This is a genomic window from Dehalogenimonas sp. 4OHTPN (genome assembly GCF_040448695.1).
GTDB lineage: Bacteria > Chloroflexota > Dehalococcoidia > Dehalococcoidales > Dehalococcoidaceae > Dehalogenimonas.
Window position 1 is genome coordinate 1,230,154 of the sequence record NZ_CP159307.1, and the last position, 18,456, is coordinate 1,248,609.

The 18,456-nt window shown below is 58.0% G+C and carries 18 protein-coding genes; 6 read left to right on the plus strand and 12 right to left on the minus strand.

What is annotated here, in order from left to right:
* Nucleotides 1–181 precede the first annotated feature (181 nt).
* The 10 genes from leuD to ABV300_RS06410 all read right to left on the minus strand — a co-directional run bounded on the left by leuD (nucleotide 182) and on the right by ABV300_RS06410 (nucleotide 10,210).
* Complete coding sequence (gene leuD / locus ABV300_RS06365) at nucleotides 182–709, minus strand: 3-isopropylmalate dehydratase small subunit (RefSeq protein ID WP_353714053.1); 528 nt, start codon at nucleotides 707–709, stop codon at nucleotides 182–184.
* Nucleotides 710–733: 24 nt separating this feature from the next.
* Nucleotides 734–1,990 (minus strand): 3-isopropylmalate dehydratase large subunit, encoded by a 1,257-nt coding sequence (gene leuC / locus ABV300_RS06370; protein WP_353714054.1) that lies wholly within the window; start codon nucleotides 1,988–1,990, stop codon nucleotides 734–736.
* Complete coding sequence (locus ABV300_RS06375; RefSeq protein WP_116632681.1) at nucleotides 1,987–2,409, minus strand: MgtC/SapB family protein; 423 nt, start codon at nucleotides 2,407–2,409, stop codon at nucleotides 1,987–1,989. Before ABV300_RS06375 ends, leuC begins: the two co-directional genes overlap by 4 nt.
* Complete coding sequence (locus ABV300_RS06380; protein WP_353714055.1) at nucleotides 2,406–3,953, minus strand: 2-isopropylmalate synthase; 1,548 nt, start codon at nucleotides 3,951–3,953, stop codon at nucleotides 2,406–2,408. Before ABV300_RS06380 ends, ABV300_RS06375 begins: the two co-directional genes overlap by 4 nt.
* 148 nt (nucleotides 3,954–4,101) lie before the next feature.
* A complete protein-coding gene (gene ilvC / locus ABV300_RS06385; protein WP_353714056.1) occupies nucleotides 4,102–5,103 on the minus strand; it encodes a ketol-acid reductoisomerase in 1,002 nt (333 codons plus the stop codon).
* 49 nt (nucleotides 5,104–5,152) lie between these two features.
* Complete coding sequence (gene ilvN / locus ABV300_RS06390) at nucleotides 5,153–5,668, minus strand: acetolactate synthase small subunit (RefSeq protein ID WP_353714057.1); 516 nt, start codon at nucleotides 5,666–5,668, stop codon at nucleotides 5,153–5,155.
* Nucleotides 5,668–7,356: a biosynthetic-type acetolactate synthase large subunit gene (gene ilvB / locus ABV300_RS06395; RefSeq protein ID WP_353714058.1), complete on the minus strand. Its 1,689-nt coding sequence runs from the start codon at nucleotides 7,354–7,356 to the stop codon at nucleotides 5,668–5,670. Before ilvB ends, ilvN begins: the two co-directional genes overlap by 1 nt.
* A gap of 10 nt (nucleotides 7,357–7,366) precedes the next feature.
* Nucleotides 7,367–9,034: a dihydroxy-acid dehydratase gene (ilvD, locus tag ABV300_RS06400; RefSeq protein ID WP_353714059.1), complete on the minus strand. Its 1,668-nt coding sequence runs from the start codon at nucleotides 9,032–9,034 to the stop codon at nucleotides 7,367–7,369.
* Between the two features lie 105 nt (nucleotides 9,035–9,139).
* A complete protein-coding gene (rpiB, locus tag ABV300_RS06405) occupies nucleotides 9,140–9,574 on the minus strand; it encodes a ribose 5-phosphate isomerase B (protein WP_353714060.1) in 435 nt (144 codons plus the stop codon).
* Nucleotides 9,575–9,586: 12 nt separating this feature from the next.
* Complete coding sequence (locus ABV300_RS06410) at nucleotides 9,587–10,210, minus strand: L-threonylcarbamoyladenylate synthase (RefSeq protein WP_353714061.1); 624 nt, start codon at nucleotides 10,208–10,210, stop codon at nucleotides 9,587–9,589.
* 47 nt (nucleotides 10,211–10,257) lie between these two features.
* Between ABV300_RS06410 and guaA the strand changes: the two genes are divergently transcribed.
* The 6 genes from guaA to ABV300_RS06440 all read left to right on the plus strand — a co-directional run bounded on the left by guaA (nucleotide 10,258) and on the right by ABV300_RS06440 (nucleotide 16,785).
* Nucleotides 10,258–11,961, plus strand: coding sequence for a glutamine-hydrolyzing GMP synthase (guaA, locus tag ABV300_RS06415; RefSeq protein ID WP_353714062.1), 1,704 nt, complete (start codon nucleotides 10,258–10,260; stop codon nucleotides 11,959–11,961).
* A gap of 20 nt (nucleotides 11,962–11,981) precedes the next feature.
* Entirely contained in the window at nucleotides 11,982–12,542 is a 561-nt protein-coding gene (locus ABV300_RS06420) for a hypothetical protein (protein WP_353714063.1), read from the plus strand.
* Nucleotides 12,543–12,596: 54 nt separating this feature from the next.
* Entirely contained in the window at nucleotides 12,597–13,841 is a 1,245-nt protein-coding gene (gene purD / locus ABV300_RS06425; protein ID WP_353715372.1) for a phosphoribosylamine--glycine ligase, read from the plus strand.
* Between the two features lie 65 nt (nucleotides 13,842–13,906).
* Nucleotides 13,907–14,365, plus strand: coding sequence for a 5-(carboxyamino)imidazole ribonucleotide mutase (purE, locus tag ABV300_RS06430; protein ID WP_353714064.1), 459 nt, complete (start codon nucleotides 13,907–13,909; stop codon nucleotides 14,363–14,365).
* Between the two features lie 73 nt (nucleotides 14,366–14,438).
* Nucleotides 14,439–15,791 (plus strand): adenylosuccinate lyase, encoded by a 1,353-nt coding sequence (gene purB, locus ABV300_RS06435; protein ID WP_353714065.1) that lies wholly within the window; start codon nucleotides 14,439–14,441, stop codon nucleotides 15,789–15,791.
* Between the two features lie 79 nt (nucleotides 15,792–15,870).
* The gene (locus tag ABV300_RS06440; protein WP_353714066.1) at nucleotides 15,871–16,785 is read left to right on the plus strand and encodes a phosphoribosylaminoimidazolesuccinocarboxamide synthase; all 915 of its coding nucleotides are present in this window, start codon (nucleotides 15,871–15,873) and stop codon (nucleotides 16,783–16,785) included.
* Nucleotide 16,786: 1 nt separating this feature from the next.
* On the opposite strand, the gene hisB is transcribed toward ABV300_RS06440, so the two are convergent.
* Both hisB and hisC read right to left on the minus strand, forming a co-directional pair.
* On the minus strand, nucleotides 16,787–17,374 hold the full coding sequence (gene hisB, locus ABV300_RS06445) for an imidazoleglycerol-phosphate dehydratase HisB (protein ID WP_353714067.1): 588 nt from the start codon (nucleotides 17,372–17,374) through the stop codon (nucleotides 16,787–16,789).
* Nucleotides 17,371–18,456, minus strand: coding sequence for a histidinol-phosphate transaminase (gene hisC / locus ABV300_RS06450; RefSeq protein ID WP_353714068.1), 1,086 nt, complete (start codon nucleotides 18,454–18,456; stop codon nucleotides 17,371–17,373). The genes hisB and hisC overlap by 4 nt, the downstream gene beginning before the upstream one ends.

An 18,456-nucleotide genomic window follows, 5' to 3' on the forward strand; every position in this document is an offset into this window, starting at 1 on the left:
TTTTTGATTCAGTGCAAATAAAAGTGTTTTGGGAGGAACGAACTACCCGGATCCACGTTCATCCTGAACGCAGCTTTCGTTCCTGAGAACGAGTCGAGTCCAAATGATTCAAACCTTTTGTCTCCCTGCGCAGGCGGCGTCCGATGCGCCGATATTATAGCACATTAGTTCCTGTATATTGTCAAGCGGCTTTTGTCGTTTTTGCCGCGCCGCCTGAGATATTTTTTAACCGCTCTCGGGTGTATTCAATGAGGCCGCCGGCCTTGATGATGCCGCTCATGAACTCCGGGTAGGCTGCCGCATGGAACGTCTTACCCTTGGTCAAATTGTTGATGGTGCCGGCATCGAGATTTATCTCCAGTTCGTCACCGGCGTCGGTGGCTTCCACCGCTTCCGGGCTTTCCAAGAGCGGCAGGCCAATGTTGATGGCGTTCCTGAAGAAGATGCGGGCAAAACTCCTGGCGATGACGGCCGAGACGCCGGAGGCTTTGATGGCGATGGGCGCGTGCTCCCGTGACGAACCGCAGCCGAAGTTGGTCGTCGCCACGATGATATCGCCAGGCTTAGCTTTTTTTACGAAGTCCAGGTCGATGTCCTCCATGCAGTGGCGGGCCAGTTCGTACGGATCTGAGACGTTGAGATAGCGGGCCGGAATGATGGCGTCGGTATCCACGTTGGCGCCGTATTTATGAACGCGGCCTTTTAGCATGAAATTCTCCTGTTATACTGCGAGTTAGGTTGCTAGGTCTCCGGGCGATACAATTTTACCGGCAATAGCCGATGCCGCGGCAACCGCCGGACCGGCCAGATAGACTTCAGACTTGGGGCTGCCCATGCGGCCAATGAAGTTGCGGTTGGTGGTGGCCAGACATTTCTCACCGGCCGCTAAAATACCCATATGGCCGCCCAGACACGGCCCACAGGTGGGGGTGGACACGGCGCAGCCAGCCTCGATGAAGACCTCAATATAGCCGGAGCGCAGAGCGTCCATATAGACCTGCTGAGAGCCGGGGATGATGATGCAGCGGACATTGCTGTTGACTTTTTTCTTATTTAGGATATTGGCCGCGACCTGCAAGTCTTCAAAGCGACCGTTGGTACAGGAACCGATGACCACCTGGTCGATGTAAACCCGGCCCACCTGGCTGACCGGTTTGACGTTGGACGGCAGGTGCGGCAGGGCTACCTGCGGCTCAATGCCACTAACGTCATACTCATGAACAGCCTCATATTTGGCGTCAGCGTCGGGTTCGAAGACCACCGGCTGGCGTTTGCCCCGGCCTTTGGCGTAAGCTACCACCTTTTTATCCGCGTAAAACAGCCCGGCCTTAGCGCCGGCCTCAATGGCCATGTTGGCCATAGTGAAACGACCTTCCATTGATAGCTTCTCGATGACCTCGCCGCCGAACTCCATGGCAGCGTAAAGAGCCCCGTCAACGCCGATCTTGCCGATGGTGTAAAGGATCAGATCCTTGCCGCCGACATGCTTGGGCAGCCTACCCTTGTAGACAAACTTGATGGTCGGCGGCACTTTCATCCAGATATCGCCGGTAGCCATAGCCGAGGCGACATCGGTCGAGCCCATGCCGGTGGCGAAAGCTCCCAGCGCGCCGTAGGTGCAGGTGTGGGAATCGGCGCCGATAACCAGGTCGCCGGGCATGACCAGGCCCTTTTCGTGCAGGATGACGTGCTCGATACCCATCTGGCCGCACTCGAAGAAATTGACCCCCTGGGCGCGGGCGAATTCCCGCAATATCTTGGCCTGCTCCGCTGACTGGATATCCTTATTCGGCACGAAATGGTCAGGGACCAGGACGATCTTCTTGGGATCGAAGACCTTCTCCAGCCCCAGCTTCCAGAACTCCCGGATGGCGATAGGCGCGGTGATATCGTTGGCTAAAACGACGTCTACCCTGGCGGAAATAAATTCGCCTGGACTGACCCGTTCTTTGCCGGCATGAGCGGCCAGTATCTTTTCGGCTAGATTCACTTCTTCTTACTCCCTTGGTCTGAATGCACATGAGGCAGAAGCAACACCACCAGTACCAACCCGCCGGCGGCGGCGGCGATGAAATAAAGCCCGGCGCCGGCGGCGACGCCGATGGCGGCGGCCACCCAGATAGTCGCCGCAGTAGTCAATCCCTCGACGATGCCTTCTTCCCGCCGCAATATGATGGTGCCGGCACCTAGAAAACCGATGCCGGTGACGATATTGGCCGCCAGGCGCGCCGGATCCGCGGTTTCAAAGGCAAAAATGGACAGGATGGTGAATAGCGACGACCCTAAAGCTATCAAAGCCAAGGTGCGGACCCCAGCCGCTTTTCCTGCCTTTTCACGCTGAATGCCGATCACGGCTCCCAGCGTTCCGGCCAGAACTAACCGCAGCAGCATGGTGACTTCGTCTGTCAATTTACTGTTCCCGAGGGAGTCTTCGCCTGCCCGTTCATCCTTACCGCCAGGAGGCGGTTCAAAGCGTTCATGTAAGCCTTGGCCGAAGAGACGATGACGTCGGTATCAGCGCCGCGGCCGGAATATGACACGCCCTCGCTCTCGATGCGGATAAAGACTTCGCCGATGGCGTCGATGCCGGCGGTTATCGAGGTGATTGAAAACTCCGTCAGCCTGTTAGGCACGCCGACCAGGCGGTTGATGGCTTTGTAGACGGCATCCACCGGTCCTGTGCCCAGGGCCGCGTCTTCAAGAACCTTACCGCCGGGCCCGATGAGTCTTACCGCCGCAGTCGGGATGCCCCGGTCGCCGCAGGTTACCTGCAGGCGGTCAAGATGGTAAGCCTCGATGACCGTACGCTGTTCTTCAGCGACCAGCGACTCGATGTCCCGGTCGGTAACCTCTTTTTTCTTATCGGCCAGTTCCTTGAAAGCGGCGAAAGCCCGGTCGAAATCGCATTCCGACAGGTTGTAGCCCAGTTCGGCCAGGCGCTCTTTGAAAGCGTGGCGGCCTGACAACTTGCCCAGCACCAGCGAAGAAGCCGGGACGCCGACCGTTTTGGGATCCATAATCTCATAGGTCTTGGGCATTTTGATGACACCATCCTGGTGGATGCCGGATTGGTGGCGGAAGGCGTTAGCCCCAACCACCGCCTTGTTTGGCTGGACAGGAAAGCCGGTGCGCTGCGATACCAGGCGCGAGGTGGGATAGATCAGTTCGGTATTTATGGAAGTCGTCACGTCATACTGGTCTGGCCTTGTTCTGATGGCCATCACCAGTTCTTCAAGGGCAGCGTTGCCCGCTCGTTCGCCGATGCCGTTCACGGTGCATTCCACCTGGCGGGCACCCCGCCTGACAGCCTCCAGCGAATTGGCGACCGAAAGGCCCAGGTCATCGTGACAATGCACTGAAACAACCGCTTTATCGATGTTGGGAACATTGTTGAAAATACCCTCGATGAGGCTTCCGAACTCGAACGGCATGGCGTAGCCCACGGTATCAGGAATGTTCAGCGTAGTCGCCCCGGCGCCGATGACCGCTTCCAGCAAGGCATGGATAAACTGCGGATCGGATCTGGAGGCATCCATTGGGGAAAACTCGATGTTGGAGCAGTAGCCTTTTGCCCTGGCGACCATATCGCGGGCCAGGCTAAGAACTTCGTCCCGGCTTTTCTTTAGCTGGTGCACCATGTGCACCTCGGAGGAAGAAATGAAAACGTGGATGCGCGGGTCCCGGGCTTTTTGCAGCGCCTCCCAGGCGCGGTCGATGTCTTTGGGATTGGCCCGCGCCAGACCGCAGACGGTACAGCCTCTGACTTCTGAGGCTATGCGTTTGACTGCTTCAAAGTCGCCGAGTGAGGTTACCGGGAAACCGGCCTCGATAATATCCACGCCCAAGGCTTCCAGCGCCCGGGCAATCTCCAGCTTTTCGTGGATGTTGAGGGATGCGCCGGCTGCCTGTTCGCCGTCGCGCAAGGTGGTATCGAAGATTAGTAGCTTATTCATCTGTCCGGGAGACTCCTTATCGTTATTTTAAGATAACGCCTGCCCCTCCTCCTACCAGGAAGAGGGGTTAATAAGGATGAGAATGCTCCCGCCGATGAAATTCACGCGCTTATGTTACCTTATATTTAGCTAGTGTTTCAAACACAGGTTATTTTTTCGGTTTCTTGAGCCAACTCATCATACCGCGCAACTCCTCCCCCACCAGTTCGATGGGGTGGGACGCCTCGATCCTCCGCAGGGCATTGAAGTGCGGCTTACCGGCCTGGTTCTCCAAAATCCATTCGCGGGCGAAGCTGCCGTCCTGGATCTCGGTCAGGATCCGCCACATCTCTTCTTTGGTTTCGTCGGTGACGATCCGCGGACCGCGGCTGTAGTCGCCGTACTCGGCAGTATCAGAGATGGAGTAGCGCATGTAGCGCAGGCCGCCCTGGTAGATGAGGTCGACGATGAGTTTCAGTTCGTGCAGGCATTCGAAATAGGCCACCTCCGGCTGGTAGCCCGCCTCGACCAACGTCTCGAATCCGGCTTTGATCAACGCCGAGGCGCCACCGCAGAGTACTGCCTGCTCGCCGAAGAGATCAGTCTCTGTTTCTTCAGCGAAAGTCGTCTCCAGCACCCCGGCGCGGGCGGCGCCGATGCCGGCGGCATAGGCCAGGGCGGTGGCTTTAGCATTGCCGGTGGCGTCCTGATGGACGGCGACGAGGGCCGGCACACCGGCGCCTTCGGTGTAAACCTGGCGCACCATGTGGCCGGGACCCTTGGGCGCGATCATAGCCACGTCGATATTGTCAGGCGGTAATATCTGGCCGAAGTGGATATTGAAGCCGTGGGCGAACATCAGTGTCATCCCCGGCCGGAGGTGAGGGGCGATGTCCTCACGGTAGACCCTGGCCTGGACCTGGTCCGGGGCCAGCATCATAATGAGATCAGCCTTTTTGGCCATGTCGGCGGTGGCCATAACTTCGAACTTTTCGTCGGCGGCGCGGCAGCATGACGGCGAGCCGGGCACACCGCCGATGATGACCTTGTAGCCCGAATCGCGCAGGTTCTGGGCGTGGGCGTGGCCCTGCGAGCCATAGCCGACGATGCCGATGGTCTTGCCAGGAAGAAGCTTCGGGTTGCAGTCTTTCTCGTAATAAATAGTAGCCATCAATGCTCCTCTTCAATGTGTTATTGGGATAGCAGTGCTTGGATCGGGATCAAACGTCGCCCTCGTCACGGCGGCCGCCCTGGTCGCCGCGGGCCATGGCGATGCGGCCGGTGCGGGAAATCTCCTTGATACCAAAAGACTTCAGGAGGTTGTACAGAGAATCAACCTTTTCCTCGTCGCCGGTGGCTTCGACCATCAATGAGTCGGCTGAAACGTCAACTATCTTGGCACGGAAAATGTCCACGATCTGCATGATCTCCGAGCGGGTTTCCGGCGTCGATTTAACTTTAATGAGGGCCAGTTCCCTGGAGACGATGTTCAAGCCTGAGATGTCCTGCACCCGGATGACATCAACTATCTTTTCCACCTGTTTGCGGATCTGCTCCACCTGAGTGTCGGAGCCCTCGGCGACGATGGTCATGCGGGAAAGGTGCGGCGTCTCTGAGTGACCGACGGCGATGGAGTCAATGTTGAAGCCGCGGCGGCGGAACAGGCTGGCCATACGGTTGAGGACGCCGGGGCGGTCGGCCACCAGGGCGACGATAGTGTGCTTGTTGCTGGCCATCAAGAGGCCTCCTTCCCGGGCTCATGGAGTATCTGGTCGATGCCCGCGCCCGGAGGTACCATGGGGTAAACGTTCTCCTCCGGCTCGACGACGAAGTTGATGATATACGGCCCCTGGGCGGCCATAGCCCTTTCGATAGCCGGGACAACCTCGGTTTTTTGGGTAACGCATTCGGCCGGTATGCTGTAAGCCTGGGAAATGCCGACAAAGTCCGGGCACCACAGCGGCGTGGCCGAGTAGTTGCGCTCGTAGAAAAGCTCCTGCCACTGGCGCACCATGCCCAGGTAGCCATTGTTGATTATGGCAATCTTGACCGGAGCGTTTTCCTGGCGTATGGTACCCAATTCCTGGACGGTCATCTGAAAGCTGCCGTCTCCGGCGATGCACCACACCGTCTGGCCCGGCAGACCTGTCTGGGCGCCAAAGGCGGCCGGCAACTCGAAGCCCATGGTCCCCAAACCACCTGAGGTGATGAAGCTGTTGGGTTTATCATAAAAGAAATGCTGGGCGGCGAACATCTGGTGCTGGCCGACGCCGGTGACCACCGTAGCGTCGCCCTTGGTCGTCTCCCAGATTTTCCGAATGACATACTGCGGCAGGATGGTGGATGACTCCCGGATCTCGAAACCGGAGGGGAACTGCTGTTTCCAGTCGCGGATTTGAGCCAGCCAGTCGTCGTGGCGCTTAGCGGCAATCTCCTTGTTTAGCTCAACAAGCACGGCCTTGACATCGCCGACGATTGGCACGTCCACCTTGACGTTCTTCCCAATTTCAGCCGGGTCGATGTCGACGTGGATGACCTTGGCGTGCGGCGCGAAGGCGGCAATCTTGCCGGTCGCCCGGTCGTCAAAGCGCATGCCGACGGCGATGATCAGGTCGCAGCCGGTGACGGCCATGTTGGCATAGGCCGAGCCGTGCATACCCATCATGCCGAACGACAACTCATGGCTCTCTGGGAAAGCGGAGATGCCCAGCAGCGTGGTGATGACCGGCAGCTGCAGCGCCTCCGCCAGATGCTTCAGTTCCAGGTAAGCGCCGGAGATGCGCACGCCGTGTCCGGCGATGAGTACCGGCTTTTTAGCCTCCGCCAGCAGTTTGGCCGCTTTCTTGATCTGCAGCGGGTTGCCCGCAAGCGTCGGCTTGTAGCCGGGCAGGGTAACCCGGGCCGGGTAGTGAAACTCGGTTACCTCCTGCTGGATGTCGCGCGGGAGATCAATGAGCACCGGGCCGGGACGGCCGGTTCCGGCGATGTAAAACGCTTCTTTGACCGTCCTGGCCAGATCGCCAATGTCCATGACCAGGTAATTGTGCTTGGTGATAGGGATGGTGATGCCGGTGATATCAGCTTCCTGAAAGGCGTCGCGGCCGATCATGGCCCGCGGTACCTGCCCGGTGACTGCTACCATCGGCACCGAATCAATATAGGCGTTGGCCAGTCCGGTGATGAGGTTGGTGGCTCCGGGGCCGGAGGTAGCAAGGCAAACTCCGATCCGTCCGGTAACGCGGGCGTAGGCGTCAGCGGCATGAACGGCGCCTTGCTCGTGGCGGACCAGGATATGGCGCAGTTTGGGGTACTGGGTCAGAGTGTGATACAGCGGCAGCACCTGGCCGCCAGGGTAACCGAAGATGGTGTCTACACCCTCTTTGAGCAGGCTTTCACACAAAATCTGAGCGCCGGTCAGTTTCATAGGCATTCTCCTAGTCGGCGAAGACGGCGCCGCGGGCGGCTGAAGACACCTGGGCGGCATAGCGTTTCAAATAACCCGTTTTGATTTTCGGTTTAAAATGTGGGACTGTGTTCAATCGCCGGGCGATCTCGTCGTCAGGCAACCTGACGTTCAGGCAGTGGCCGGGAATGTTGATGTCTATAATGTCGCCTTCCTCGACGGCGGCGATAGGTCCGGACAGTGCCGCCTCCGGCGCAACATGGCCGATTGAAGCCCCCCGGGTAGCTCCGGAAAACCGACCGTCGGTGATGAGGGCTACCGATTTATCGAGTCCCATACCGGCCAGCATCGAGGTCGGCGTCAGCATTTCTCTCATGCCCGGCCCGCCGCGGGGTCCTTCGTATCGGATGACCACTACGTCACCGGCGTGGATTTTACCGGCCATGATGCCTGCGGTTACCGCTTCTTCAGAATCGAAGACACGGGCTGGTCCGGAATGGACCATCATTTCTTGAGCTACGGCCGAACGCTTGACCACCGCTCCGTCGGGAGCCAAATTACCGAAAAGTATAGCGATGCCGCCTTTTGTTGCATAAGGGCTTGCTGCATGCCGGATGACGGCGCCGTCGCCGAATGGGGCGTCTTCGATGACATCACCGATCGAGCCGCCGCTAACGCTCCTGGCGTCGAGATTCAATCGCGAGGACAATTCTTTCATTACCGCCGGAATGCCACCGGCCAGGTCGAGGTCTTCAATATGGTGTTCTCCTGCCGGCCGGATGCGGCAGAGGCAGGGCGTATGATCTGAAATCTCATTGATCTTCAATAAGGGGAACCCAATGCCTGCCTCGTGAGCGATAGCTTCTAAATGGAGCACCGAGTTGGAACTGCCGCCCAGGGCGACATCGACAACGAAGGCGTTGTGAATAGCCTTGGGCGTGATGACATCACACGGCCGTAGATCCTCGGCAACCAGTCGTAGGATTGTCTCTCCGGCACGGTGGGCTAAAGCGTGCCGCCGTTGATCGACGGCGGGAATGGTGCCGTTGCCCGGCAGACCCATACCCAGCGCCTCGGTGAGACAGTTCATGGTGTTGGCGGTGAACAAGCCGGAGCAGGAACCGCAGCCGGGGCAGGCCGCACCCTCTATCTCTTCCAATTTATCCGCAGTCATGCCGCCCTTGACAAATTGGCCTACTGCTTCGAAAACCGAGTTGAGGTCGACCGCTTTAACCTCGCCATCCACATTGAGGCGCCCGGCCAGCATCGGACCGCCACTGATGAAGACGGCCGGGATATTGAGCCGCACCGCCGCCATGAGCATACCGGGAATGACCTTGTCGCAATTGGGGATAAAAACCAGTCCGTCGAAGGCATGGGCTTCGGCCATTACCTCCACGGTATCGGCTATCAGTTCCCGGGATGCCAACGAGTATTTCATACCGCTATGATTCATCGCCAGGCCGTCGCAGACGGCGATGGTGTTGAATTCGAAAGGCACGCCGCCGGCCTGGCGGACTCCGGCTCTGACCGCTTCGCCGATGCCGCGCAGATGCTGGTGACCAGGCACCACATCAGTGAAGCTGTTGACCACACCGATGAAGGGTTTGTTGAAATCAGCAGGACTTACGCCCAGGGAGCGCAACAGAGCGCGGTGGGGGGCTCGTTCGGCGCCTTTTTTAATTGAATCGCTTCTCATACGGACCTAACTAAAATCCGTCCGCAAAGGGACGGATGGGTAGTAGCGCCTAAACATAGCACAGGCGATGTATTAATTCAAGATTTCACGATTGGCAACCCGATTTCAACAGCCGCAGCCGGATATCTTGGCCACCCGCCTTTGGTGCCTGCCGCCTTCGAATTCCGTTTTCATGAAAATCTCTAGAACTTCCAGGTTAAGGTCATCGCCATTTATCTCGCCCAGGCACAGGATATTCGCGTCGTTGTGTTTCCTGGTCAGAGCGGCGAACTCCGGCAGGTAAACCAGCGCGGCGCGGATCTCCGGAAGTTTGTTGGCTGCCATGCTCATGCCGATACCGGTACCGCAGATAAGAATACCTCGTTTGGCATCCCCGCGGGCAACTGCTCTGGCGACTTTCATCGCATAGTCAGGGTAATCCGCCGATTCTTCACCGTAAGCGCCGAAGTCCTCGACCTCGTGGTCATTATTTTTCAGCCACTCAATGATCTTGAGCTTCAATTTATAACCGCGGTGGTCGTTACCGACTGCAATCTTCATTCATGGCCTCGATTATTTAAAATAGTACGCTTCCAGCTCCGCCCGGGGTACGGCACCCTCTCTGACGATGACGGGATACGGCCCGGTGAGGTCAACAATGGTGGACTCCACACCCCCGGGACACCTCCCACCATCCAGTACCATATCTACCCGGTTGCCGATCTGTGCGCGTACTTCATCGGCGTTACAGACGCTGCCCCGCCCGGAGACGTTGGCGCTGGTGCCGGTCAGGGGCGCCCCTACCGCTTTAATGACATACAGAGTCAAGGTATGGCCAGGGATGCGTACGGCGACACTTTCTCGCCCGCCCGTGACGATGCCAGGTACAAGCGGTTTTTTCGGCAGGATAAGGGTCAGGCCGCCGGGCATAAAACGACGGGTCAGCAGTTCCGCCAGAGGGTTCATCTCCGCCACCTGCCGCATCTGAATTGAATCAGCCACCAGCACCGGCAGTGCCTTGGTCGTCGCCCGGCCTTTAATATCAAAGATGCGTCCTATGGCGTCAACGTGCTCGAGACTGGCAGCCAGGCAATAAACGGTATCGGTAGGCAAGGCGGCAACGCCGCCATTTCTGATCACATCTATGGCTTTGTTAAGGTCGCGGGAAAATGGCTTCGTGGGGTCGGCGGAAGTCAAATTGTTATGTCTACTTAATCGAAAATTCTTGACGCTAGTATAGCAGAATGATAATCTGTAACACTACCGCAATGACCGAATCAAAAGAAAGCCCCATTTTATCCGAAACCCACCGCGTCGCAACTTCCGGTGACATCGAGGTTGCCACTTATCTGGAAATCGCCAAGCAGGCTCTTGAAAAACCTTCGGCAGGAGAAGCGGTGTCAGGCGCTTCCCGCGAATCAATAGTCATTTTCGACTTTGGATCTCAGTACAGTTTGCTCATCGCCCGGCGTATCCGTGAACTCCACGTTTATTGCGAACTGGTACCTCACGATACCCCATGGGATAAGATCGCCCACTTGAACCCCAGAGGGTTTATCCTGTCAGGAGGTCCGGCCTCGGTCTACGCTTCCGGTGCGCCGATGGCGCCGGCCTACATCTATGAGTCCAAGCTGCCCGTCCTGGGAATCTGCTACGGCATGCAGTTGATCACCCAGCAACTTGGCGGCACGGTCGCCCGGGGCCAGGCCAGGGAGTACGGTCATGCCATACTTCACCTTTCCGATTTGACTTCCCCGCTTTTCAAAGATATCCCTGAGTCTGCCGCCGCCTGGATGAGCCACGGCGATCGGGTGGAGCGCTTACCCGCCGGCTTCCACTCGCTGGCCTACACCGAGAATTCGCCGCTGGCGGTCATGGGCAACGACAAAAACATCTTCGGCTTGCAGTTCCACCCTGAGGTTGCCCACACCCCATACGGAAGGACACTTCTCAAAAACTTCGTCCTCAGTATCTGCGGCTGCCAGGCCTCCTGGACGCCGGGGCACTTCATCACTGAGAGTATCGAGAGTATCAGCGCCCAGGTTGGCGACGGCAAGGTCATCGCCGCGCTGTCCGGCGGAGTCGATTCAGCAATCGTGGCTACTCTGATCCACCGGGCTGTCGGCGACCAGCTTACCTGCATCTTCGTCAACAACGGCTTGCTTCGCCGCGAAGAGGCCGAACGCACCCTAAAGGTTTTCAAACAGAACCTGGGAATGAATATCATCTACATCGAGGCCACCGACCGTTTTCTGGACCGCCTGGCCGGGGTCACCGACCCTGAGCAGAAACGGAAGGCTATCGGCGTGGAGTTCATCCGGGTTTTCGAGGAAGAAGCCCTTAAGCTGGGCAAAGTGGATTTCCTGGCCCAGGGCACTCTCTATCCCGATGTCATCGAAAGCATCTCGTCGGTTTCCTCGGCATCAGCCAAGATTAAAAGCCATCATAACGTCGGCGGCCTGCCGGCTAACATGGCTCTTAAACTGCTGGAACCGGTGCGCTATCTCTTCAAGGACGAGGTCCGGCAGGTGGGCATTGAACTTGGACTGCCCGAAGAGATGGTTTGGCGCCAGCCGTTCCCAGGCCCGGGACTGGCCATCCGCGTGATCGGCGAGGTGACCCGCGAGAAACTGGAGATGCTCAGAGCCTCCGACTGGATCGTAATGCACGAGATAAAAAAGGCGGGGCTGTACCGCCAATTATGGCAGAGTTTCGCCATCATCACCGACGTCCGAAGCGTCGGCGTCATGGGCGACTTCCGCACTTACGGCCACTTGGTGGCTATCCGGGCTGTTACTTCAGATGACGCTATGACCGCCGACTGGGCACGACTGCCGTACGACCTGCTCGCCCGCATCAGCAACCGCATCGTCAACGAGGTCTCCGGCGTTAACCGGGTGGTCTATGACATCACCTCCAAACCGCCCGGCACCATCGAATGGGAATAAAGCTCCGGGAGGAGATTGAAATGGGATTTTTTAGCAAACGTAAGATTCAAGGCGACGAACTGCTGAACTACCTCGATTTTCTTGGAGAAGAATGGAAGTTCAGGGCTTTTCAAGAAAAGGAAGCCAGCGCATACACTGACGCTCTGACCCGGTTCGATCCCAAAGCCGCCGCTAAGAATGCCGATGCATATGCTGAGCTGGCGGGTGCTGCCAGCCGGCTGGCGCAGTCGGCGGCGGAGCTGGTTCGCCGTAAGGACGCCTTGAAGACTGTACCGGACAAGGCGACTTCCTGTTATTTTGCTTGGCACGCCGCTTATACAGACTATCTGGCCTGGGCGCTTGCCCAAGCTGACACCATAGAAGACAAAATGGCCGGCAATCCCACCGACGCTGCCGCTTTAAAGGAACTCCAGCAGAAAAGTGAACAATCCCGCACGGAAGCCGAAACTGAGGAGCAAAAACTACTGAAACAGCTGGACCTTTCCCAGGCGGATATCGAACAACTTCATGACCGCGCCAGCCAGGCGGCAGCCCAAGACACTTGGCGGCCCCGCGTCATCACCCGCAAACCCAAGCGGTAATTTTTCACCCCACCTTCTTGAGATCTTAAGGAGACTGCGCTGAAAGCACTGGTCATCGGCAGCGGCGGGCGTGAGCACGCCATAATCTGGAAATTAAAGCAGAGCCCGAGAGTCGAAGCGGTTTTTGCCGCCCCCGGCAACGGCGGCACGGCGAATATCGCCAAGAACCTGGACATCAATCCTGCCGATGTCACTAGGCTGCTGGATGCCGTACGCACCTTGGGCATTGACCTGGTTGTCATCGGTCCGGAGGGACCGTTGGCTGCCGGCCTAGCCGACGAATTCCAGTCCCGGCTGATTCCGGTCTTCGGGCCGTCGCGGGCGGCGGCGCAACTTGAATCGTCAAAAACCTTTGCCCGCAACCTGATGGAAAAATACGCCATCCCATGCGCCAGGGGCAAGTCCTTCACCAGCTTTCCAGAAGCCAAGGCTTATTTAAAAGACCAGTCTGCCCCGCTGGTGGTTAAGGCCGACGGTTTGGCCGCTGGTAAAGGCGTATCAGTTTGTGTGACGCTGGCCGAAGCCGAAACCGCCCTCCAGAAAATGATGGAGCAGAAGGTTTTCGGCGCTGCCGGAAACCGGGTGATCATCGAAGAATGTTTAATCGGCCAAGAGATGAGTTACCTTGCCTTCACCGACGGCAAGACCGTCGTTCCCATGCCTCCGGCCTGCGACTACAAACGCGTTTACGAAGACAATGCCGGACCCAACACCGGCGGCATGGGCGCCTACTCACCGCCGCCCTTCTTCGATAACAGGATGGGAGCCAGACTCGACGCCACAGTTATGCAGCCCATCGTCCGGGCGCTGGCCGAAGAGGGCATCCGCTACCGCGGCGTCATTTATGCCGGGCTGATGCTGACTGATGACGGGCCGAAGGTACTTGAATTCAACGCCCGGTTCGGCGACCCGGAGACCCAGGTAATTCTGCCGCAACTGAAGACCGACCTGGTGGACATTATGCTGGCGGTTATTGAGGATTCACTGGATAAAATCACTGTTGAATGGGAAAAGAAATCCTGCGTCACGGTGGTAATAGCTTCCGGTGGCTACCCGGAAGAATATAAAAAAGGATTACCCATTTCAGGTCTGGATGCCATGGACGCCGAAGTAACGGTTTTTCATGCCGGAACACTGGCTGCCGACGAAAAAACGATCACCTCGGGCGGCCGTGTCCTTTCGGTAACCGCCTGCGGCGACGACTTCGTTCAAGCCCGGGACCTCGTCTATGATAATATTAGCCGCATATCGTTCGAAGGCGCCCACTTCAGGCGTGACATTGCCCTGTTCGGAGAATAGTGGTTTAAGTACAGGCAGTCAATAAAAATAGCTATTATTGAACCAAAACCAACAGGAGGCTTCGCATGCCTAAAGCAGCCGTGATCATGGGATCTTCATCGGACATGGAAATCATGAAAAGCGCCGCCGAGGTGCTTGGGAGCATGAGCATTGACCATAAAGTTTTTGTGATGTCGGCCCACCGCCAGCCGGAGAAGGTTCACGCGTTCTGCACCGCAGCCCGTGCAGAGGGCTACGAAGTCATCATCGCCGGCGCCGGCGCCGCCGCCCACCTGCCCGGCGTCATCGCTTCATGGACGACGCTGCCGGTCATCGGCGTGCCGATACCTTCGAGCGCTCTGAACGGCGTTGATTCGCTTTACGCGATCGTCCAGATGCCGGCCGGGGTGCCGGTGGCCACCATGGCTATCGGTTCGGCCGGGGCAAAGAATGCCGCGTACTTCGCCGCCCAGATGCTCGGCCTGAAATACCCGGAGATTGCCAGTGCCTACGAACACTTCCGCTCCGGATTAAAGAGCAGTTAACCAATTATTCTTCTCTCGGGCATGCGGTGAATCTGAAGGTTTATACTACTAATTCACAGGACAGGAAACAACCATGATCGAACGTTACAGCAGATCCCAGATGAAAAAGGTTTGGAACGACGAGAACAAGTTCGCCAAGTGGCTGGAGGTTGAGATCGCTGTTTGCGAAGCCTGGGTAAAAGAAGGCGTCGTCCCGCGGGAAGCACTGCCCAAGATCAAGATGGCCCGCCTCAACCTAAAGCGCATGGAAGCCCTGCTTAAGGAAACCCACCACGATATGACCGCTTTCCTCGGCGCCGTGGCTGATAGCCTCGGCGAGGAGTCCCGCTTCATTCACCTAGGATTGACTTCGTCGGATGTGATGGACACGGCCACCAGCCTGCAACTGGTGGAAGCCTCGGCGATACTGGCTGATGATGTGAAAGACCTCATCGCCGCGCTGGGCAAGCGCGCGCTGGAGCATAAATACACCGTCATGGCCGGCCGCACCCACGGCGTCCACGCCGAGCCGATTACCTTCGGCCTTAAGCTGGCGCTTTGGATGGAAGAGATGCAGCGTAACCGCGCCCGGTTGGCCGAAGCGGCCAAGATCATCGCCGTAGGCAAGATGTCCGGCGCCGTCGGCACCTACGCCACCGTGCCACCGGAAGTCGAGGAATTCGCTTGCGAAAAGCTGGGCTTGATGCCGGCACCGGTGAGTAACCAGGTCATTCAGCGCGACCGCCACGCCCAGTTCATGACCACACTGGCCATCATCGGCGGCTCACTCGAGAAATTCGCCACCGAGATCCGCGCCCTGCAGAAGACCGAGGTGCGCGAGGCCGAGGAACCCTTCGGCGCCGGCCAGACCGGCTCCTCCGCCATGCCCCACAAGCGCAACCCGGAGTTGTGCGAGCGGGTCACCGGCATCGCCCGGCTGCTCCGGGGCTACGCCGTGACCTCATTGGAGAATATCGCCCTGTGGCACGAGCGGGACATCTCGCACTCGTCGACGGAGCGTGTCATCCTGCCCGACGCCTGCTTGGTACTCGATTATGCGCTCAGTATCTTCACTTCGGTCGTCAAGGGCATGACCGTCTTCCCCCAGCGTATGCGCCAGAATATGGACCTGACCCGCGGCCTGCTGTTCTCCCAGCGGGTGCTCCTGGCGCTCATCGACAAAGGCCTGTCGCGCCAGGCGGCCTACAAGCTGGTGCAAAGGAACGCTATGGCCACCTGGGGCGGCGACGGCAACTTCTTCGACCTGTTGAAGGCCGACGCCGAGGTCGCCGCCGTGCTACCGCCGGAGGAACTGGAGAAGGTCTTCGACTACAAGTTCTACACCCGCCATGTCGACGACATCTTCAAGAGGCTGGGCCTGACAGCCGCCCAGTGGAAGTCCCGCGCCGAGACCGGTCCGGAGAAACTCTCGCCGCAGTCACTGTAAGGCACGATACATCGCGCCCGGAACCGTAGGGACATAGCGCGCTGTGTCCCATCGCTATAATTGACATCGAGGTGTTTACATGACCGAAAAACAGGTTGTCCTGAAAACCGACCTGCCCCTAAAACGCTTCATCTCCGGTAAGGTCCGCGACACCTATGACCTCGGCGAGTACCTGCTCATCGTCGTCAGCGACCGCATTTCGGCCTTCGACGTGGTGCTGCCGGCCGGCATCCCAGACAAGGGCCGCGTGCTGAACCTCATCTCTGCCTTCTGGTTCGAGAAGACCAGAAACATCATCCCCAACCACGTCGTCGCTGTTATCGAGGACGTGAAGCAGCTAGATGCGTTCATCCCGGAGAAACAGCGCTTCGACTACCCGAAATACCTCGAAGGCCGGTCGATGGTGGTCAAAAAGGTCAAGCGGCTGCCGGTGGAGTGTGTCGTCCGCGGTTACCTGGCCGGTTCCGGCTGGGCCGAATACAAGAAGAAGCAGTCGGTCTGCGGTGTGCCGCTGCCCGCCGGCCTGCGCCAGAGCGAGATACTGGCGGAACCGGTGTTCACCCCGACCACCAAAGGCGACAACACCCACGATCTGCCGATGACCTATGAGGAAGTCGAAACAGCCATGGGCAAAGACCTGGCGTTGAAGCTGAAGACGATGAGCATCGCCCTCTATGCCTACGCCCGCGACTTCGCCCGCCACCACGGCATCATCATCGCCGACACCAAGTTCGAGTTCGGCCTGGACGGCGATAAGCTGATACTGATCGACGAAGCGCTGACCCCGGACTCATCCCGCTTCTGGGATGAGAAGCTCTATAAGGTCGGCGAGCCGCAGGACTCCTACGATAAGCAGCCCCTGCGCGACTGGCTGGAGCAATCCGGCTGGAACAAGGAGCCTCCTGCCCCAGCGCTGCCGGTTGAGGTCATCGAATCCACGCGGCGGCGCTACGTTCATGCATATGAAGTGTTGACAAGCAAGAAGCTGCCTTAAACTACTCCACCCACTCCTTGGTGCTCGGCACCCGGTCCGCAATCCGCGGGTCAATGCGGGTAGCCTTGTCCAGCGCCCGGCCCAGGGCTTTAAACACCGCCTCAACCTTGTGGTGATCGTTGGTTCCGTAAGCGATACCGGCGTGTAGATTCAACCGCCCCTCCGCGGCAAAGCTCTCCAGGAAGTGGCGAACCATGTCGGCCGGGAAGCCGGCCAGGTCGTTGTTCTCGAACTCCATATTCAGGACCGAATAGCCGCGTCCGCCCAGGTCAACAGCCACAGCGGCCAAGGTCTCATCCATAGGCACTGTGGCCTCAGCGATACGCACCAGTCCTTTTTTTTCTCCCAGCGCTTCATTGAACGCCTTGCCCAGAGCAATGCCGACGTCCTCAACCAGGTGGTGCAAGTCATCGCCCGTGGCCGATACCTTTATGTCAAATACACCGTGGCGGGCGATCTGTGACAGCATATGGTCGAACAGCCTCACCCCGGTGCGCATTTCATCTTTACCGTTGCCGTCAATATCGACGAAGACTGAAATGGTCGTCTCCTTGGTTTCCCGTTTGACCGTGGCTTTGCGTTCTGTCATGTTATCTCCCCAATTTTTCGGAGTTGGGCAATCAACCGATCGGTATCCCCAGGTCGGCCGATGGAAAAGCGAAGGCAATTTTCCATCTGCGGCGAGTTGAAGTAGCGTACCAGTATGCCACGCCGTTCCAGTACGCGCTGGATCTGAGCAGCGTCCTTATCTTTAATTTTACACAGGATGAAGTTGGCCGCCGAAGGGTAAGGCTTGAGGTACTCTATCCCCCCTAACGCCTGGAACAACCGTTCCCGCTCCGAAACGATTAACCTCACATTGCCTATAAGGTAATCAATATCCTTGAGCGATTCCCTGGCGGCGACGACCGCCGCGGTATTTACGCAGTACGGGTCTTTGACGGCATCCAAACGCGTCGCTACATCCTCGGGAAACAACCCGTAGCCGACGCGCAATCCGGCCAGCCCGGCCCATTTGCTGAAGGTCCGCAATACCATCAGGTTGGGGTATTTTCCGATTTCTGGTGCCATTGTCTGGCCGGTGAATTCGTAATAAGCCTCGTCGACGACCACCGGAAGACCGGTCTCCAGTATTTTCTCAATTGTCCTTTTGGAGACCTGGGTGCCGGTGGGGTTGTTGGGCATGGCGATAAAGATGAGTTTGGTCTTGTTCGAAACCGCACTTAACAGTTTTTCAGGGGTGAAGTTAAAGTCCCGGTCCCGGGGCACGCCAATGAATATACCGGCAGACAGTTCGGTGAAAAATTTATACATGGCAAAGGTTGGCGTGGCTGTCAGCACCTCGTCGCCGGGGCTGACAAACAGCCGTATAAGTAGATCAATGAGCTGGTCGGAGCCCGATCCTGCGACGATTCTATCGGCAGGAACGCCAGTGTAACCGGCTAGCGCCTTCCGCAGCTCCGTCTGGCAGGAATCCGGATAAATATGGGCGTCATTGAAAGACGCAAAGGCAGCTCTCACCCGAGGCGACGGACCGTAAACGTTTTCATTGGCATCTAGCTTGCAGATGCCCAGCGCCCGTGTCATGTCGTCCAGCGCCTCCGGTGACTTGCAGGCGGCGTAGCCGGCAAACCTGTCCAGTTCCGGACGCATAAACTTTTTCAAATCCAT

Excerpts from the sequence above, each read along its gene's own strand:
- leuD (WP_353714053.1), bottom strand. The coding sequence starts at position 709 with ATGCTAAAAGGCCGCGTTCATAAATACGGCGCCAACGTGGATACCGAC.
- ABV300_RS06380 (WP_353714055.1), bottom strand. The coding sequence starts at position 3,953 with ATGAATAAGCTACTAATCTTCGATACCACCTTGCGCGACGGCGAACAG.
- ilvC (WP_353714056.1), bottom strand. The coding sequence starts at position 5,103 with ATGGCTACTATTTATTACGAGAAAGACTGCAACCCGAAGCTTCTTCCT.
- ilvN (WP_353714057.1), bottom strand. The coding sequence starts at position 5,668 with ATGGCCAGCAACAAGCACACTATCGTCGCCCTGGTGGCCGACCGCCCC.
- ilvB (WP_353714058.1), bottom strand. The coding sequence starts at position 7,356 with ATGAAACTGACCGGCGCTCAGATTTTGTGTGAAAGCCTGCTCAAAGAG.
- ilvD (WP_353714059.1), bottom strand. The coding sequence starts at position 9,034 with ATGAGAAGCGATTCAATTAAAAAAGGCGCCGAACGAGCCCCCCACCGC.
- rpiB (WP_353714060.1), bottom strand. The coding sequence starts at position 9,574 with ATGAAGATTGCAGTCGGTAACGACCACCGCGGTTATAAATTGAAGCTC.
- guaA (WP_353714062.1), top strand. The coding sequence starts at position 10,258 with ATGATAATCTGTAACACTACCGCAATGACCGAATCAAAAGAAAGCCCC.
- ABV300_RS06420 (WP_353714063.1), top strand. The coding sequence starts at position 11,982 with ATGGGATTTTTTAGCAAACGTAAGATTCAAGGCGACGAACTGCTGAAC.
- purE (WP_353714064.1), top strand. The coding sequence starts at position 13,907 with ATGCCTAAAGCAGCCGTGATCATGGGATCTTCATCGGACATGGAAATC.
- purB (WP_353714065.1), top strand. The coding sequence starts at position 14,439 with ATGATCGAACGTTACAGCAGATCCCAGATGAAAAAGGTTTGGAACGAC.
- ABV300_RS06440 (WP_353714066.1), top strand. The coding sequence starts at position 15,871 with ATGACCGAAAAACAGGTTGTCCTGAAAACCGACCTGCCCCTAAAACGC.
- hisB (WP_353714067.1), bottom strand. The coding sequence starts at position 17,374 with ATGACAGAACGCAAAGCCACGGTCAAACGGGAAACCAAGGAGACGACC.
- hisC (WP_353714068.1), bottom strand. The coding sequence starts at position 18,456 with ATGGATTTGAAAAAGTTTATGCGTCCGGAACTGGACAGGTTTGCCGGC.